The 17089-nt window shown below is 71.9% G+C and carries 14 protein-coding genes and 2 tRNA genes; 10 read left to right on the forward strand and 6 right to left on the reverse strand.

The features are described from left to right. Positions 1-44: 44 nt before the first annotated feature. Both pepN and O1G21_RS25530 read right to left on the reverse strand, forming a co-directional pair. Positions 45-2636 (reverse strand): aminopeptidase N, encoded by a 2592-nt coding sequence (gene pepN, locus O1G21_RS25525; protein ID WP_270146963.1) that lies wholly within the window; start codon positions 2634-2636, stop codon positions 45-47. A 220-nt stretch (positions 2637-2856) separates the two neighbouring features. Next, entirely contained in the window at positions 2857-4269 is a 1413-nt protein-coding gene (locus tag O1G21_RS25530; protein ID WP_270146964.1) for an amino acid permease, read from the reverse strand. A 269-nt stretch (positions 4270-4538) separates the two neighbouring features. On the opposite strand from O1G21_RS25530, the gene O1G21_RS25535 reads away from it, so the two are divergent. The 4 genes from O1G21_RS25535 (at position 4539) to O1G21_RS25550 (ending at position 8232) form a co-directional block, all read left to right on the forward strand. Then, positions 4539-5138 carry a biotin transporter BioY gene (locus O1G21_RS25535; protein WP_270146965.1) on the forward strand — a complete coding sequence of 200 codons (600 nt, stop codon included), beginning with the start codon at positions 4539-4541 and terminating at the stop codon, positions 5136-5138. 45 nt (positions 5139-5183) lie between these two features. Continuing rightward, positions 5184-5669: a ribose-5-phosphate isomerase gene (locus O1G21_RS25540; protein WP_270146966.1), complete on the forward strand. Its 486-nt coding sequence runs from the start codon at positions 5184-5186 to the stop codon at positions 5667-5669. Between the two features lie 298 nt (positions 5670-5967). Then, entirely contained in the window at positions 5968-7194 is a 1227-nt protein-coding gene (locus O1G21_RS25545) for a PP2C family protein-serine/threonine phosphatase (protein ID WP_270146967.1), read from the forward strand. 840 nt (positions 7195-8034) lie between these two features. Continuing rightward, positions 8035-8232, forward strand: coding sequence for a hypothetical protein (locus tag O1G21_RS25550; protein WP_188304780.1), 198 nt, complete (start codon positions 8035-8037; stop codon positions 8230-8232). Positions 8233-8512: 280 nt separating this feature from the next. Here the strand turns inward: O1G21_RS25550 and O1G21_RS25555 are convergent, their stop codons facing one another. Beyond that, entirely contained in the window at positions 8513-9307 is a 795-nt protein-coding gene (locus tag O1G21_RS25555) for a DUF6348 family protein (RefSeq protein WP_270146968.1), read from the reverse strand. A gap of 191 nt (positions 9308-9498) precedes the next feature. Between O1G21_RS25555 and O1G21_RS25560 the strand changes: the two genes are divergently transcribed. Next, positions 9499-10038: a DUF6197 family protein gene (locus O1G21_RS25560; RefSeq protein WP_270146969.1), complete on the forward strand. Its 540-nt coding sequence runs from the start codon at positions 9499-9501 to the stop codon at positions 10036-10038. 108 nt (positions 10039-10146) lie between these two features. Here O1G21_RS25560 and O1G21_RS25565 read toward each other — a convergent pair. Beyond that, a tRNA-Gly gene (locus O1G21_RS25565) sits at positions 10147-10217 on the reverse strand. A 169-nt stretch (positions 10218-10386) separates the two neighbouring features. Between O1G21_RS25565 and O1G21_RS25570 the strand changes: the two genes are divergently transcribed. The 5 genes from O1G21_RS25570 (at position 10387) to clpX (ending at position 15300) form a co-directional block, all read left to right on the forward strand. After that, a tRNA-Pro gene (locus tag O1G21_RS25570) sits at positions 10387-10460 on the forward strand. A 295-nt stretch (positions 10461-10755) separates the two neighbouring features. Continuing rightward, entirely contained in the window at positions 10756-12144 is a 1389-nt protein-coding gene (gene tig, locus O1G21_RS25575; RefSeq protein WP_270146970.1) for a trigger factor, read from the forward strand. A gap of 282 nt (positions 12145-12426) precedes the next feature. Continuing rightward, the gene (locus tag O1G21_RS25580; protein ID WP_270151256.1) at positions 12427-13044 is read left to right on the forward strand and encodes an ATP-dependent Clp protease proteolytic subunit; all 618 of its coding nucleotides are present in this window, start codon (positions 12427-12429) and stop codon (positions 13042-13044) included. A gap of 56 nt (positions 13045-13100) precedes the next feature. Then, complete coding sequence (locus O1G21_RS25585; protein ID WP_030283759.1) at positions 13101-13763, forward strand: ATP-dependent Clp protease proteolytic subunit; 663 nt, start codon at positions 13101-13103, stop codon at positions 13761-13763. A 247-nt stretch (positions 13764-14010) separates the two neighbouring features. Continuing rightward, positions 14011-15300, forward strand: coding sequence for an ATP-dependent Clp protease ATP-binding subunit ClpX (gene clpX / locus O1G21_RS25590; RefSeq protein ID WP_030283761.1), 1290 nt, complete (start codon positions 14011-14013; stop codon positions 15298-15300). A 72-nt stretch (positions 15301-15372) separates the two neighbouring features. Here clpX and O1G21_RS25595 read toward each other — a convergent pair whose 3' ends face one another. Both O1G21_RS25595 and O1G21_RS25600 read right to left on the reverse strand, forming a co-directional pair. After that, a complete protein-coding gene (locus tag O1G21_RS25595; protein WP_270146972.1) occupies positions 15373-16173 on the reverse strand; it encodes a hypothetical protein in 801 nt (266 codons plus the stop codon). Positions 16174-16265: 92 nt separating this feature from the next. Further along, a complete protein-coding gene (locus O1G21_RS25600) occupies positions 16266-17054 on the reverse strand; it encodes a hypothetical protein (protein ID WP_270146973.1) in 789 nt (262 codons plus the stop codon). Positions 17055-17089 lie beyond the last annotated feature (35 nt).

Raw genomic sequence — 17089 nt, forward strand, 5'->3', positions numbered from 1 at the left:
AGGGGCCCGCCGACACGCGGTCGGCGGGCCCCTTCGACAGCCGGTCAGGCCCGGTCGCAGGCCTGTGCCCGCAGGGCGCGGGCCAGGTCGTCCCGGCGCTCCAGCACCAGGCGGCGCAGCGCCGGCGCGGCCTGCGGGTGGCCGTCCAGCCAGGCGTCCGCCTCGGCCAGGGTGTGCTCGTCGGTCTGGGCGATCGGGAAGAAGCCGCCGACGATCCGCATCGCGATCTCGATGGTCCGCTCGGCCCAGACCTTCTCCAGCAGCTTGAAGTACGGCGCCGCGTAGAGGGAGGTCAGGTCGCGCTGGGCGGGGATCGCGAAGCCCGCGCTGTTGGCCTCGACCAGGGCGCTCGGCAGCTCGTCGGAGTCGATCACGGCGGACCAGGCGGCGGCCTTGGCCTCCGGGGTGGGCCGGGCGGCCAGGCACTGGGTGTACTGGCGCTTGCCGCCCGCGGTGTTGTCGGCGGCCAGCTCGCCGGCCAGTTCCTCGTCGGTGGCCTGTCCGGCGGAGGCCAGCGCCAGCCACAGCGACCAGCGCAGCTCCTGGTCGACCTCCAGGCCGTCGATCCGGGCGCTGCCGGACAGCAGGCCGCGGACCAGGCCGAGGTGCTCGGCGCCGCCCGCGGTCTGGGCCAGGAAGCGGGCCCAGGCGAGCTGGTGGTCGCTGCCGGGGACGGCGGCGCGCAGCTCGTGCAGGGCGCCGTCGGCGAGCTTCCGGGCGCCCTCGGCGCGCCACTCGGGGGCGGCGTACAGGTCGACGGCGGTCTTGGCCTGGGTGTGCAGCGACTGCAGCACGCCGATGTTGCCCTCCTGGCCGGCGAAGCGCAGCACCAGGGCGACGTAGTCGCGGGCCGGCATCAGGCCGTCCCGGGTGAGGTTCCAGACGGCGGACCAGGCGAGCGCCCGGGCCAGTTCGTCGCGGATGTCGCCGAGGCCGGCGCGCAGGGTCTCCAGCGAGTCGGCGTCGAAGCGGATCTTGCAGTAGGTCAGGTCCTCGTCGTTGAGCAGGACCAGGTCCGGGCGCCGACGGCCGACGGCCTCGGCGACGACGGTGCGGGCGCCGGTGACGTCCAGCTCGATCCGGTCCGTGCACAGCAGCGCGCCGTCGGCGTCCCGGTCGTAGAGGCCGACCGCGATCCGGTGCGGGCGCAGGACACCACGCGACGGAGTCGCGGGATCGTCCGCAGTGTCCTGGAGGACCGCCAGCTCGGTGATCCGGCCCTCGGCGTCGGTGGTGAGCTGCGGGGTGAGCGCGTTGACCCCGGCGGTCTGCAGCCAGGCGGCGGCCCAGCTCTTCAGGTCGCGCCCGCTGGTCTCCTCCAGCACGCCCAGCAGGTCGCCCAGTTCGGTGTTGCCGAAGGCGTGCCGCTTGAAGTAGCGGCGGGCGCCCTCGAAGAAGGCCTCCGAACCGACGTACGCGACCAGCTGCTTGAGGACGGAGGCGCCCTTGGCGTAGGTGATCCCGTCGAAGTTGAGCTTGGCGTCCTCGAGGTCGCGGATGTCGGCGGTGATCGGGTGGGTGGTGGGGAACTGGTCCTGCCGGTAGGCCCAGGCCTTGCGCTGGTTGGCGAAGGTGACCCAGGCGGAGGAGTACCGGGTGCGGGCGCCGATCAGGCCGTAGGAGCCCATGAAGTCGGCGAAGGACTCCTTCAGCCACAGGTCGTCCCACCAGCGCGGGGTGACCAGGTCGCCGAACCACATGTGCGCCATCTCGTGCAGCACGACGTTCGCGCGGGACTCGTAGGCGGCGTCGGTGACCTTCGAGCGGAAGACGAACTCCTCCTTGAAGGTCACGCAGCCCGGGTTCTCCATCGCGCCGATGTTGTACTCGGGCACAAAGGCCTGGTCGTACTTGCCGAAGGGGTACGGGTAGTCGAACGCCTCGTGGAAGAAGTCGAGTCCGAGCTTGGTGACGCCGAGGATCTCCTCCGCGTCGAAGTACGGGGCCAGCGACCGGCGGCACAGCGCGGCGAGCGGGATCTCCAGGGTGCTGCCGTCGGCGAGTTCGCGGCTGTAGTGGTCGTCGACGACGTGGTACGGGCCGGCCACCACGGCGGTGAGGTAGGTGGAGATCGGCTTGGTCGGCGCGAACTCCCAGGTGCGGGCGTCGCCTTCGGTGCTGACGCTCCGGTGGACGGCGTTGGAGCGCACGTCCCAGGCCGCCGGGGCGGTCACCGTGAAGCCGAACGGCGCCTTCAGGTCGGGCTGTTCGAAGTTCGCGAACACCCGGCGGGCGTCGGCCGGCTCGTAGTGGGTGTACAGGTAGGTCTCGCCGTCCGCCGGGTCGACGAAGCGGTGCAGGCCCTCGCCGGTGCGGCTGTAGGCGCAGTCGGCCTCGACGGTGAGGACGTTCTCGGCGGCCAGGCCGTCGACGTGCACCCGGGCGCCGTCGTAGGCGGTGGCCGGGTCCAGGGAGCGCCCGTTGAGGGTGATCGAGCGGACGGCGGGGGCGAGCAGGTCGAGGAAGGTGTCGGCGCCGGGCCGGGAGCAGCGGAAGGTGATCGTGGTGGTGGAGCGGAAGGTGGCGGCCGCCGGATCGGGGGCGGAGGTCACGTCCAGCCGGACCAGGTAGCCGTCGACGGCCAGGATGCCGGCTCGCTGCTGTGCTTCCTCGCGGCTCAGGTTCTTGCCCGGCACGGCGGTACTCCTTTGTCCGGCTCGCACGGTGGTGCGCGTGTGGGTGGTGCGGGTTCCGCGCGCGGTGTGCGTCGCGCACGCAGGGGCATCCTTTCACGCCCGCCCAGGCCAGTACCATTGCACAGGCCGCCGCGCCCGTCCTTTCGGACAGCGTCCCGGCGGACGTGCGGAAGGGTCCGGTACCGACGAGGTACCGGACCCTTCCGTGCGTGTCCGGGGCTCAGCCCGCGGCCGCGTCCCGGCGCTGCTTGAGCAGGCCGGCCACGACCAGCAGCGCGACCAGCACCCCGGCCGCGTACAGCTGCTGGCGGTTGCCCTCGGTGGTGGTCATCAGGGCGAGGATGCCGGCCACCGCCGCCATGGCGATCCAGGTCAGGTAGGGGTAGCCCCACATCTTCACGGTGAGCAGCTCGGGCGCCTCGCGCTCCAGGCGGCGGCGCATCCGCAGCTGGACGATGCAGATGAACAGCCACACCACCAGGATCGCGACGCCGGTGGTGTTCATCAGCCAGGTGAACACGGTGCTCGGCCAGAAGATGCCTGCCAGCACGGCGCCGAAGCCGAACAGGCAGGAGGCCAGCACGGCCCGGCGCGGCACCCCGCCGCTGACCCTGGCCAGCGCCTTGGGGCCCTGGCCGCGGCCGACCAGCGAGTACGCCATCCGGGAGGCGCCGTAGATGTTGGCGTTCATCGCGGACAGCAGCGCGACCAGCACCACCACCTCCATGATCGTCCCGGCCCCGGGCACCCCGAGGTGGCGCAGCACCGTGACGTACGGGCCGTCGGCGACGACCGCCGGGTCCTTCCAGGAGACCAGGGTGACCACCAGGGCCATCGAGCCGATGTAGAAGATCGCGATCCGCCACACCGCCGTGCGCACCGCGTTGGCGACGTTCTTCTTGGGGTCGTCGGACTCGGCCGCGGCGATGGTCACCGTCTCCAGGCCGCCGTACGCGAAGACCGAGGCGAGCAGGCCGACGATCAGTCCGCTGACGCCGTTGGGCAGGAAGCCGCCCTGGCCGGTGAGGTTGCCGGTGCCGGGGGCGCCGGAGCCGATCACACCGGCGATGCCGAGCCCGCCGAGGACCAGGAAGGCGACGATCGCGGCGACCTTGACGGTGGCGAACCAGAACTCGAACTCGCCGAAGTTCTTCACCGCGGTCAGGTTGCTGGCACAGAAGAAGACCATGAACAGGCCGACCCAGACCCAGGAGGAGACCCCGGGTATCCAGCCGTTGACGATCTTCCCGGCGGCGGTGGCCTCGGCGGCGACGCCGCAGCAGAGCATCACCCAGTACATCCAGCCGGCCGTGATCCCGGCCCAGGGGCCGATCTCCTTCTCGGCGTGCACCGAGAAGGAGCCGGAGGCCGGGCGGGCGGCGGACATCTCGCCGAGCATCCGCATGATCAGCATGACCAGCAGGCCGGACAGGGTGAAGGCGAGGATGATCGCCGGACCGGCGGCCGCGATGCCGGCGCCGGAGCCCACGAACAGGCCCGCGCCGATGACGCCGCCGAGGGCGATCATCGAGAGGTGTCGCTGCTTGAGCCCGTGGCTGAGCTGCTGGCCACCGGACGCCGCTTGGGCGGTGTCGGTGGTCCCGGGCGCCGAGGGCGCGGAGGTGGGGGCCATAGGGCTGGATCCAGACTGCTGTGCGGAATGTGGCATGAGCTGTCCAATATCCGGGGAGCCCACGGTTCATGCCAACGATGTCCGTCCCGGGCCCAGCATGCGGACCGGGCGGTGACGGTACGCGACGGTGGATTGACGGATCGTCGCGTGGAGCCGGTTCCGACAACGCCCGTGGGCGGGGCTTTGTTCGAAACCGTGGCGGCGGCGCAGTGGATCACCACGTAGGTTCACAGGTGTTCACTCACCTGGACCCTCACGGAGGAGCCCCGATGGCCACTGCCACCACCCCGATAGCGCGCCGCGCCGTCCTCGCCGACCTGCTGCCCACCGCCGACACCCGCCTCGGCGCCCAGGCCCGCGACCTGGCCCTGGTGGCCGGCGGCGCCGCGCTGACCGGCGTGGCCGCCCAGCTGTCGGTGAACGTCCCCGGCTCGCCGGTGCCGGTCACCGGCCAGACCTTCGCCGCCCTGCTGGTCGGCACCGCGCTCGGCGCCCGCCGCGGGGTCGCCTCGCTGGCGCTCTACCTGCTGGCCGGCATGGCGGGCCTGCCCTGGTTCGCCGAGGGCACCTCCGGCTGGGCCATGCCCTCGCTCGGCTACGTGCTCGGCTTCGTCCTGGCCGCCGCCCTGACCGGCGCGCTGGCCCGCCGCGGCGCCGACCGCACCCCGGTGAACACCGCCGTCACCATGGTCCTCGGCAGTCTGGCCATCTACGCGGTCGGCGTCCCGTACCTGGCCCTCAGCCTGCACGTGTCGCTGGCCCGCGCCGCCGAGTTGGGCCTCTACCCGTACCTGGTCGGCGACGCGCTCAAGGCCGCCTTCGCCGCCGGCGCCCTGCCGCTCGCCTGGAAGCTGCTCGGAAAGCGCTGACCCCGTTGTCGGGCCCGGGCGCGCGCGCATGCCACACTCATGGGCATGCGCGTGTACCTGGGCTCCGACCATGCCGGATACGAACTGAAGAACCACCTGGTGGAGTGGCTGAAGGGGGCCGGCCACGAGCCGGTCGACTGCGGGCCGCACATCTACGACGCCGAGGACGACTACCCGCCGTTCTGCCTGCGCGCCGCCGAGCGCACCGCCGCCGACGAGGACGCCCTGGGCATCGTGATCGGCGGCTCGGGCAACGGCGAGGCGATCGCCGCCAACAAGGTCAAGGGCGTCCGCGCCGCGCTGGCCTGGAGCGTGCAGACCGCCGAGCTCGGCCGTCAGCACAACAACGCCAACGTGATCTCCATCGGCGGCCGCATGCACACCGAGGACGAGGCCACCAAGTTCGTCGAGGTCTTCCTCAACACCCCCTACAGCGGCGAGGCCCGGCACACCCGCCGGATCGAGATGCTGAGCGAGTACGAGACCACCGGCGAGCTCCCGCCGATCCCGGCCCACCACCCGCAGGGCTGATCCCCCACCCACCCGTCACCGACGGCCGGCCGCACCCTCCCGTGCGGCCGGCCGTCGCCGTTCGCGGCCCGCGCGCCACCTGTGGGATCGGCCACAGGCCCCGGCGCGCCCACACCCCCGCACGCGGGGCGCACGCGCCGCCCCCGGGCTCCGTACGCCCAACCGCCGCACGCCTCCTGACGGCACGCCCACCAACGCCCCGATCGGCCGAAACCCGCTGAGCGGCCCGCGCACCCGCACCGCCGCCCGCCCCCGGCCCGTCGACGCCGGGCCGCACCCGTGGATAGGGTCGGTCCCCATGGCTGGCAGACCGCCGGGCGCACCGCCCCAGACGACTGCGACGAGGCCCGGCGCCGCCCCGGCGTCCGAGCCCGTGACGGCCCGGCTGCGCAAGAGGCTCCGCCGGGTCCGCCGAAGGCTGCGCACGGCCGGGGTCGACTACTTCCGCGGCGGCGCCGCCGACTGGCCGGTGCTCTGCGCACTGGCCCTGCTCGTCCCGGTGATGATCCTGCTCAACATCTGGATCCCGGACTGGGCCCCGCCCACCGCCCTGGTCCTGCCGATCCTGGCCGGTGCGCTGCTGCTGCGCCCCGGCAGCCTGGTGGTGCTCTACGCGCTGGCCGCCCTCGGGCTGTCCGCCGAGTCCGTGATCCACACCGGCCAGCGGGTCGCCAGCGAGAACCCCGAGGCCTACGTCTACGGCGTGACCCCCGGCGCGGCCCTGGTGGTCGGCGCCGCCGGGGTGGGCGGCCTGCTGCTGGCCCAGTTCCGGGCCCGGGTCGGGGTCCCCTGGTGGGGCGGCTCCACCATGCTGTTCGACCTGCGCGAGCGGCTGCGGGTGCAGAGCCGGGTGCCCGAGCTGCCGGCCGGCTGGCACGCGGACATGGCACTGCGCCCGGCCGGCGGCCAGTCCTTCTCCGGCGACTTCGTGGTGGCCGCCCGCACCGGCCCCGGCCAGCGGCTGCTGGAGGTGGTCCTCGCGGACGTCTCCGGCAAGGGCATGGACGCGGGCTCCCGGGCGCTGCTGCTGTCCGGCGCCTTCGGCGGCCTGGTCGGCTCGCTGCCCGCGCACGACTTCCTGCCCGCCGCCAACGGCTACCTGCTGCGCCAGTCCTGGGAGGAGGGCTTCGCCACCGCCGTCCACCTGGTGCTGGACCTGGACACCGGCGAGTACGAACTGCTCTCGGCCGGGCACCTGCCCGGCATGCAGCGCCTGGCCGGCGCCGGGCGCTGGGAGGTCAAGGAGGCCGAGGGCCCGCTGCTCGGCATCTACGACGGCGCCAAGTTCGAGGGCGTGCGCGGCCGGCTGAACCGGGGCGACGTGCTGATGCTGTGCACCGACGGCATGGTCGAGGCGCCCGGCCGCGACCTCGCCGAGGGCATGGACCGGCTGATGGGGGAGGCCGACCGGCTGGTCCCCGGCGGCGCACCGGGCAGCGGCGCGGGCGCGGCGTCCGCCCTGATCGAGACGGTGGCCCGGGACATCAACGACGACCGGGCGGTCCTGCTGCTCTGGCGCGACTGATATTCGCCCGCTCGCCTCCGGGCCGCTCCGGACCCGGCGCCGACGGTCGTCGCTCCCTCGTTCCTTCGTCGCTCCCTCGCTTCTCCCTTTCGGCACCGGCGCGCCCCTTCGGCTCGGGGCGGCAGTTCGCCCGCTCGCCTCCGGGGCGCTCTGACCCGGCGCCGACGGTCGGCGCTCCCTCGTTCCTGCGTCGCTCCCTCGCTTCTCCCTTTCGGCACCGGCGCGCCCCTTCGGCTCGGGGCGGCAGTTCGCCCGCTCGCCTCCGGGCCGCTCCGGACCCGGCACCGACGGTCGGCGCTCCCTCGCTCCTGCGTCGCTCCCTCGCTTCTCCCTTTCGGCACCGGCGCGCCCCTTCGGCTCGGGGCGGGATCCCCCGATGGGCACATGCCGCCGGCAGCCGCTGTCAAGCCTGGCAGCTGATCTTCGGCCATATCGGACGCCCCGTCGGCTGACCGGATCAGCGGCTTCCGTTACCCGCTCCCGGGCGTTTCCCGGCCGCTCAGCACCGCCCCGCCGACGATTCGTCAGACCGGCTCCGCTATCGTCCCGGTCGGCGGAAACTCGTCCCGCACCGCAGGATGTCGGCGTTGGGCTGACTGTCAGACCTTTACGCAATCGGCACGGTCGACCACACTGAGTCCGGGCGGGACTGTTCAGGATTCGGGGGATTGGGGGCGACACGTGCGGCACGACAGGCAGCCGGTCGGCGCGGGCCCCCTCGCCGGCGCTGCGCCGGACGGTCCGCGATTCCGCCTCGGGACCGTCGGACAAGCCGGGGTCCGGCTTCGCAGGTGCCGCCGGGCGGCGGCGCCACGCTATGAAACGAGGAAGTGAGTCCGGGTGGCACTCTCCGTCTCCGCGCTGGTCCTGTTCGCGATCCTGTGCATCATCTTCATCCGGAACAAGCAGCTGAAGATCCCGCACGCGATCGTCGCCGCCCTGTTCGGCTTCATGCTGCACGAGACCACGATGGCGACCTCCATCAACTCCCTGCTCGCCAACCTGGCGCACAGCATCTCCAGCATCACCGGCGGCTGACCGGGCCGGGGCCGACGGCCGGCCCCGCACGCCCCGAGCCGAAGGTGCGCGCCGGTGCCGAAAGGGAGAAGCGAGGGAGCGACGAAGGAGCGAGGGAGCGCCGACCGTCGGCGTCGGGTCAGGAGCGCCCCGGAGGCGAGCGGGCGATCCCCCGCCCCGAGTCGAAGGGGCGCGCCGGTGCCGAAAGGGAGAAGCGAGGGAGCGACGAAGGAGCGAGGGAGCGACGACCGTCGGCGTCGGGTCAGGAGCGCCCCGGAGGCGAGCGGGCGAATAGCTGCGGCTACCGGCCGGCCCGCCTGGCCTCCCGCCAGCGAGCGAACAGACCCCGGGGGCGTGCCGCCGCCGGGGCCGGAGCACGTACCGGCACGGGTGCCGCGGCACCCGCCGGCGCGGCCGCGAGCGGTGCTGCCCGCTCCGCCGTCAGCAGCACGAACAACCGCGCCCAGCACAGCCGTTCGCCGCGCGGCCAGTCCAGCGCGCGCAGCGCCGCGGAGGCCGCCTCCGACACCTCGCCGCCCACCCGGACCTCGGCGACGTCGTCGCCCGCCTTCCCGCCGAGGAAGAGCTTCACCCCGACCGGCCCCGGCCCGGTCAGCTCCCGGCGCAGCGCGGGCGCCAGCGCGGGCAGCACCCGGTGCTCGGCGAGCCAGGCCGCCAGGTGCTCGTTGCCGAAGCCGAACACCGCCGCCGGCCCCTGCACCGCCCGCCAGCCCGGGAGTTCGGGCAGGTCCGGGCGGTCGGCGTGGATGCCGCGGCCGTCCGCCAGCTCGACCAGCACCGAGGCGGTGGTGGTCGCCCACATCTTCACCGCGTTCGCGAGCTTCTCCTCCTCGGTCTTGCCGAGGCCCGCCGCGCAGTCCCACACCACCGGTGCGTCCGCCCGGCCCAGCTGCAGCACGAAGCCGAGGTCCACGTGCCCGGCGCCGCCGTCGTCCCCGGGGTGCTCGCGCACCGCCACCGCCGTGGTGCCCGGTCCGCGCACCACCTCGCCGTCCGTAAGGAACACCTGGCCCAGCCGCGCCATCTCCTCGATCACGCAGCGCTGTATGACGGCCAGTCGCTCCTGCGGACGCACCGGGACTCCTCCACCTCGGGAGCGCGGCGCGTGAGGTCGCGCTCGAACTGCGCTCGAACGCCGCCGAGGCTATCGGCCCGACCGCCATGCGGGAAACCGCGTGAGCGCCTCGAATCTCCGGTCGCGAAAATGTCCTGAATGCCCCACTTTGGGGAGCGGAACCTGAAGGCCCGCCCGCCTGGAGAGCCCGCATGCCCCGCACCGACCTGACGCCCCCTCCGCCGCACCCGGTCCTTCCGGACGGCTCCGGCCTGGTCGCCGAGATCGAGGCCTACCTGGCCACCCTGCCCGCCCCCGCACGCACCCCCGGGCCGTACGTCTGCCGGTACGGGAGCACCCTGACGCCCTGGAACGCCGGCCACCCGGAGCCCCGCGCCACCCTGCTCGACCGGGCGCTGCGCCGCCCCGCCCGGCCCGTCCCGGTCACCGCCGCCGACCACCTGCGGCTCGCCTCCCGCTACATCGGCGCCTTCGGCTGGCTGCAGGGCGCGATGTGGGACGGCGCCGGCCGGGTCTGCCTGCTCGGTGCCCAGGCCGCCGTCCTGGCGCACGGCTACGGCACCCCGGTGACCGTGCGCACCGCCCGGGTCCAGCTGATGGAGGTGCTGCACGCCACCGGCCGCCCGGCGCGCTCCCCGGACGAGTTCAACGACCGCCCCACCACCCGGGAGGGTGACGTGCACCAGCTGCTCGACCGGGCCGCCGCCCGGGCCGCCCGGCTCGGGCTCTGAGGCCGCGGCGGCCGACGGCCCCGGGTACGCCGACGGCCCTGGGAACGCTGGCAGCCCCGGGAACGCCGACGGCCCCGGTGTGCTGGGCACACCGGGGCCGGACTTCGGAGCGGGCGACGAGAATCGAACTCGCGTGACTAGTTTGGAAGACTAGGGCTCTACCATTGAGCTACGCCCGCGCGACCCCCCAGCCGTCTCCGGCCGGAAGTTCGGGAGACAGCGTACCTGGTCCGGCCGCTCCCGTGCACACCGCATTCCGCGGGCGTTCCCCGCGCCCCCTCTTCCGCGCTGCCCCGAATAAGTCGGCGAGCCGTGCAGGCCCGGCGTGTACGCTTCCTCTCGGCACCACGGGGTGTGGCGCAGTTTGGTAGCGCGTCCGCTTTGGGAGCGGAAGGCCGTCGGTTCGAATCCGGTCACCCCGACAGTGCGGCAGGGTCTCGCCCACCGGGGCGGGGCCCTGTTCTGTTGGGGCGGTACGGTGGCGTCTGGCGTCCGCCTTTCGTGGTACCGGTAGGATGGGGCGCTGGCGGTAGTCCCTGTGGCGTCCACCCAGGTCAACCGCACGAGGGCGAGGAGTCAAGCTCACCGTCCACCCACACGGGAGATGCAGCTCCAACCGCCCATCGCCCGTCTCGCCCGACCCATCCGTACCGGCTCCGGCCGGGCGTGCGGGGCGGGCGGAGGCAACCTGACCGCAAGCCCATAGGAGACCTAACCGTGAAGAGCGCCGTCGAGACTCTGAACCCGACCCGGGTTCGACTCACCGTCGAGGTGCCCTTCGAGGAGCTCAAGCCCAGCCTCGACGCGGCGTACAAGAAGATCAACCAGCAGGTCACGGTTCCGGGCTTCCGCAAGGGCAAGATCCCGGCTCGCGTCATCGACCAGCGCTTCGGCCGTGGTGCCGTGCTGGAGGAGGCCGTCAACGACGCCCTGCCGCGCTTCTACACGCAGGCCGTCGACGAGGGCAAGATCGAGGTCCTCGGCCAGCCCGACATCACCAACATCGAGGGTGTCGAGAAGATCGCCGACGGTGGCGACCTGAAGTTCACCGCCGAGGTGGACGTCCGCCCCGAGATCACCCTGCCGGAGTTCTCCTCCATCGAGGTGACGGTCGACCCGATCGCCGTCTCCGACGAGGACGTCGAGAAGTCGCTGGAGCAGCTGCGCGAGCGCTTCTCCTCGGTCAAGGACGTCGAGCGCGCCGCGGCCGCCGGTGACATCGTGGTCGTCGACCTCGTCGCCAAGGTCGACGGTGAGGTGCCGGAGGACGGCACCGCCAACGGCGTCAGCTACGAGATCGGCTCGGGCCGCCTCATCGACGGCATCGACGAGGCCGTGACCGGCCTGTCCGCCGGCGAGGAGAAGACCTTCGAGACCGAGCTCAAGGGTGGCACCCAGGCCGGCAAGACCTCCGAGGTCACCGTCACCGTCACGGCCGTCCAGGAGAAGGAGCTGCCGGAGCTGGACGACGAGTTCGCCCAGCTGGCCAGCGAGTTCGACACCCTGGAGGACCTGCGCGCCGACTCCCGCAAGCGCCTCGAGCGCATGAAGGAGTACGACCAGGCCACCCAGGCCCAGGAGAAGGTCCTCGACGCCCTGCTCGCGCTGGTTGAGATCGAGTACCCCGAGAAGCTCCTCAAGGACGAGATCGAGACCCGCAAGCACAACGTCGAGCACCACCAGCTCGAGCCGATGGGCCTGAACCTCGACACCTACCTGGAGACCCAGGGCAAGACCCGCGAGGAGTGGGACGCGGAGATCGAGGAGCAGGCGAAGAAGGGCATCAAGACCCAGTTCGTCCTGGACCAGATCGTCGCCAACGAGGAGCTGGGCGTCAACCAGGAGGAGCTCACCGAGCACCTCATCCGCCGCGCCGCCGGCTCCGGCCTCACCCCGGACCAGTTCGCCCAGCAGGTCGTCCAGGGCGGCCAGGTTCCGCTGCTGGTCGGCGAGGTCGCCCGCGGCAAGGCGCTGGCCACCGTGGTCGAGGCCGCCAAGGTCGTCGACACCGAGGGCAACGAGATCAACTTCGACGACGAGGACGAGACGGCCGAGACCGTCGACGCCTCCGCCGAGGCCGCTGCCGAGGAGAGCACCGAGGCCTGAGTGCCCCGGTAGCCCCTGAGGCGACGCAGCGGGCCCGGACGCCGTTTACGGTGTCCGGGCCCGCTGTCGTCCCGGCGCGCGGGCGACCGCGCGACCGTGCGACCCTGCGCTCACAGCGAACAGTTCTGCGTGAGGGATTCTGCGGCCGGGCCTGCGCGTTAGGGTCCTTGGACAGCAACAATCACGACGTGATACCCGGAAGCTGTGCGACACCGTGAGAGCCGTCGAGCGGCCCTCCAAATCGACTGAGCAGGTGGCTAAGTGACGTTCCCGCAGATGCAGATGCCTGGCCCGATGGCGCCGCACGCCGCCGCTGGTGACGTGCTCGGCGGCCTTGGCGACCAGGTCTACAACCGGCTGCTCAACGAGCGGATCATCTTCCTCGGCCAGCAGGTCGACGACGACATCGCCAACAAGATCACCGCGCAGCTGCTGCTGCTGGCCGCGGACCCCGAGAAGGACATCTTCCTCTACATCAACTCCCCGGGTGGCTCGATCTCGGCGGGCATGGCGATCTACGACACCATGCAGTACATCAAGAACGACGTCGTCACCATCGCGATGGGCATGGCCGCCTCGATGGGCCAGTTCCTGCTGACCGCCGGCGCCAAGGGCAAGCGCTTCTCGCTGCCGAACGCCAACATCCTGATGCACCAGCCCTCCGCCGGCCTCGGCGGCTCCGCCACCGACATCCGCATCCAGGCCGAGCAGCTGCTCCGCACCAAGAAGCGGATGTCCGAGCTGATCGCCTTCCACAGCGGCCAGTCGTTCGAGCAGATCACCCGGGACTCCGACCGCGACCGCTGGTTCACCCCGGAGGAGGCCCAGGAGTACGGCCTCATCGACGCGATCATGCACAGCGCCGCGGACGTCCCCGGCGGCGGCGGCACGGGCGCCTGAGCCTCGGCCCGGCCCACGAGACCACAGCCACAACGCCCCGGAGGACAAGAACCCCCATGAACATCCCCAGCCTGTCGGCCGCCAAGGCCCGCGTCGAGGACATGCGCGCCGAGGGCCGCTACATCGTCCCGCGCTTCGTCGAGCGCACCACGCAGGGCATCCGCGAGTACGACCCGTACGCCAAGCTGTTCGAGGAGCGCATCATCTTCCTCGGCTCGCAGGTCGACGACGTCTCGGCGAACGACATCATGGCGCAGCTGCTGTGCCTGGAGTCGATGGACCCGGACCGCGAGATCCAGATGTACATCAACTCGCCCGGCGGCTCGTTCACGGCCCTGACGGCCATCTACGACACCATGCAGTACGTCAAGCCGGACATCACCACGGTCTGCATGGGCCAGGCGGCCTCCGCCGCGGCCGTGCTGCTCGCCGCCGGCACCCCCGGCAAGCGGATGGCCCTGCCGAACGCCCGCATCCTGATCCACCAGCCGTACACCGAGACCGGCCGCGGTCAGGTGTCCGACCTGGAGATCCAGGCCAAGGAGATCTTCCGGATGCGCGAGCAGCTGGAGGAGATGCTCTCCAAGCACTCCAACAAGTCGGTTGAGCAGGTGCGCGACGACATCGAGCGCGACAAGATCCTGACCGCCGAGGAGGCCGTCGAGTACGGCCTGGTCGACCAGATCATCTCCACCCGCAAGACCTCGCTGACCTCCTGAGGCCGGCACCGACGGGGCGGGGCGCGCACCCGGTTGCGCGCCCCGCCCCGGTCCGTCGGCGGGGTCTGCCACGGCATCTGTTCGGTATCAATTCGCCCAGGGCGTAGGGCAGACCCGGCGAAGAGGACGGAATCAAGGGCCCGGCAGAGTACCGTCGGATAGCGAGACCGAGCGCCGTCGGCGCGGACGGTCCACAGCACCAGGCCCCGGAACCCCTGCGGGGCCCCTGGCGAAGGGGAAGCACCTCGTGGCACGCATCGGAGACGGTGGCGACCTGCTCAAGTGCTCGTTCTGCGGCAAGTCGCAGAAGCAGGTGAAGAAGCTGATCGCCGGCCCAGGCGTGTACATCTGCGACGAGTGCATCGACCTGTGCAACGAGATCATCGAGGAGGAACTCGCCGAGACCTCCGAGGTGCGCTTCGAGGAGCTCCCGAAGCCGCGTGAGATCTACGAGTTCCTCGACCAGTACGTGGTCGGCCAGGACCTCGCCAAGAAGGCGCTGTCGGTGGCCGTCTACAACCACTACAAGCGCGTCCAGGCGGGCGAGGCCGGCCGTAGCGGCGGCAACGGCCGCGAGGACGCCATCGAGCTGGCCAAGTCGAACATCCTGCTGCTGGGCCCCACCGGCTCCGGCAAGACGCTGCTGGCGCAGACCCTGGCCCGGATGCTGAACGTGCCGTTCGCGATCGCGGACGCCACCGCGCTGACCGAGGCCGGTTACGTCGGCGAGGACGTCGAGAACATCCTGCTCAAGCTGATCCAGGCGGCCGACTACGACGTCAAGAAGGCCGAGACCGGGATCATCTACATCGACGAGATCGACAAGGTCGCGCGCAAGAGCGAGAACCCGTCGATCACCCGTGACGTCTCCGGCGAGGGCGTGCAGCAGGCGCTGCTGAAGATCCTGGAGGGCACCACCGCCTCGGTGCCGCCGCAGGGCGGGCGCAAGCACCCGCACCAGGAGTTCATCCAGATCGACACCACCAACGTGTTGTTCATCGTCGGCGGGGCGTTCGCCGGCCTGGAGCGGATCATCGAGGGCCGCGCGGGTGCCAAGGGCATCGGCTTCGGCGCCAACATCCGCTCCAAGCGGGAGTCCGACGCCAGCGACCACTTCCGCCAGGTGATGCCCGAGGACCTGGTGAAGTTCGGCATGATCCCCGAGTTCATCGGCCGTCTGCCGGTGATCACCAGCGTGCACAACCTCGACCGCGAGGCGCTGCTGCAGATCCTCACCGAGCCGAAGAACGCGCTGGTCAAGCAGTACCGCAAGCTCTTCGAACTGGACGGCGTGGAGCTGGAGTTCTCCCGGGACGCGCTGGAGGCGATCGCCGACCAGGCGATCCTGCGCGGCACCGGCGCGCGCGGTCTGCGGGCCATCATGGAGGAGGTGCTGATGTCCGTGATGTACGAGGTCCCCTCGCGCCAGGACGTCGCCCGCGTGGTGGTCACCGGGGACGTGGTCTCCAAGCACGCCATCCCCACCCTGGTCCCGCGCGACATGATCAAGCGCGAGCGCCGCGACAAGAGCGCCTGACGCCGCAGGACGTACGAAGGGGCCCCGCACCGGATCCGGTGCGGGGCCCCTTCGCGGCTGCGGGCCGGGAGCCTACTTCGGCACCTCGGCCACCGCGCGCAGGTCGCGGGCGTCGGCGGCGAGCTTGTCCACGTCGGGCTGGGTGCCGTCGTCGGAGCCCTTCAGCACCATGACGACGCTGCTCTTGTCGGCCCAGGCGCAGAGGGCGAGCTTGCTGTCGCCGTCCTCGGACGTGGCGCAGTCCATCTGGCCGCCCTTGGGGCCGGGGTCGACCGAGTGCCGGCCGGTGATGGTCCCGCCTGCACCCGAGAAGCCGCTGAACATCTGGTCCAGCTCCTGCTTGGGCAGCAGCACCTTGCCGTAGACGCCCACCGCGATCAGCTGGGGGTTGGAGTCCGAGTCCTGGTACACCCCGGCGACCCCGGTGGGCTTCCAGTTGCCGTCGCCCTGGCCGATCTTCGAGGTGAGTTCGTCCTGGATCTTCCCGGTCACCGCCGGGTCGTCGTTGGCCTTGAGGTCCTTGAAGGTCGCCGGGAAGGCGATCTTCTGGGTGCCCGCGTTGCTGGTCGTGTCCCAGACGAAGTACCCCAGGGCCCCGCCGACGATCACCAGCACGGCTGCGATGGTGCCGAGCACGATCCACAGCGTCCTGCGGGACTTGCGCGGCGGCACCGGCGCGTAACCGCCGTAGCCGGGGTAGGCCCCGGGCGTCTCCGTGTAGCCCGGGTAGCCGCCGGCCTGCGGCGCGCCGGGCGCGGGGTAGCCGGGCGGCGGGGCCTGCGGCGGGATGCCGCCGTAGCCGGGGGCGGCCGGCGGCGGCGTCGCCGGGTAGCCGGGCTGCGGCGGTTGCCCGTACGGGTTCTGATCGGACATGCGAGGCCCTTTCTGGGACGTCACGCGTGGATGCCGCCGGAGGCTCCGGCGGTGGTGTGGTGCTGCGGCATGCCCCCGGTGCGCGCTTCGTGCTACTTGGCGACCTTCATGGCGTCGCGGATGGCGCGGGCCTTCTCGGCGGCCTGGTCCGGGGAGAGGGCGTCCTTGGCGAAGGTCACCCGGGCGTAGGTCGACTTGTCCGCCCAGATGCAGACGGACTGGCTCTTGGCGAGCAGGGTGTAGACGCCGCAGGAGAGCCGGCCCGAGGAACTGTGGCTGTCCTGGGCGGGTTCGTCGGTCAGCGGCGTGGTCCAGGTGAGGCCGTTCCCGCCCTTCTTGGCGTCCTCGAGCATCTGGCCGGGGTCGTCGATGTTCCCGTAGAAGCCGGCCACCGAGAGGCCGTCCGTCAGGTCGCCGCCCTTGGTGTAACTGGCGATCACGACGGTGAGGTTGCTGCCGTACTTGCCGGCGTCCTTCGCCTCCGGCTTGGACGTGTCGACCGGCTCCTCCTTGGCCGACTTCTGGGTGTAACCGCCCGGGAGGGTCTGCGGCGTGGCGATCTTGTAGTTGCCGCCCGAGTCGCCGCCCAGGAACTTCCAGGCGGCGAAGCCGCCGCCACCGAGCACCAGCGCGCCGATGATCAGACCGACCACCAGGCCGCCCTTGCCCTTCTGCGGCGCCGCAGGGTAGCCCGGCTGGCCGTACGGGCCCTGCGGCGGCACGCCGCCGTACTGCGGCTGCGGCTGGCCGTAGGGCTGCTGGGGCGGGTACCCGTACTGGGGCTGCGGAGCGCCGTACGGCTGCTGCGGCGGCGGCGCGCCGTACGGCTGCCCCCCGTAGGGCTGTCCCTGCTGCGGATACTGCTGTCCCTGGCCGTACATCTGTCCTCGTGCTCCCCCGCCGCACCTGCGGCCGA

The organism is Kitasatospora cathayae, from assembly GCF_027627435.1.
Taxonomy (GTDB): domain Bacteria; phylum Actinomycetota; class Actinomycetes; order Streptomycetales; family Streptomycetaceae; genus Kitasatospora; species Kitasatospora cathayae.